Source organism: Paraburkholderia sp. RL17-381-BIF-C, assembly GCF_046026435.1.
In the GTDB taxonomy this organism is placed as follows: domain Bacteria; phylum Pseudomonadota; class Gammaproteobacteria; order Burkholderiales; family Burkholderiaceae; genus Paraburkholderia.
The window spans coordinates 1-359 of the sequence record NZ_JARESX010000244.1 but is presented as its reverse complement, the minus strand read 5'-3'; the positions used below and the strand labels follow the sequence as shown (position 1 = coordinate 359).

Here is a 359-nt window from a genome sequence, read left to right as displayed (position 1 = left end):
TGGAGTTGACCCTGTAACTCAGGACACTCGGACACAGTTAGGTTGATGATGCAGCGGTTCGCCGGAACTCCCGGGGGGAACGGTACTTCAGTGCTTTATGCGGGTGGCGTTCGTTGTAATGTTCAAAGGCGCCGGCCAGATGCGCGAGTGCTGTTGGCACATCAGGCTTGTGCATAAAGGCAATGTAATCGTGCTTGATTGTCTTCACGAACGACTCAGCCATGCCGTTACTCTGCGGCGAACGAACGGGTGTAGTCAACGGCTCCAGACCCAGATCGCGAGCGAAACTGCGCGTGCGATGGTCAATGTAGGCAGAGCCGTTGTCCGACAGCCACTCGATGGGTGCGCCTGCCTGCGTC

Annotated in this window: 1 protein-coding gene; it reads right to left on the bottom strand. The window is 57.4% G+C overall.

The window, feature by feature from the left end; translation table 11 throughout:
- Window positions 1-37: 37 nt before the first annotated feature.
- The coding region (locus P0D70_RS36890; protein ID WP_408188143.1) for an integrase core domain-containing protein at window positions 38-359 on the bottom strand (322 nt) is incomplete at its 5' end.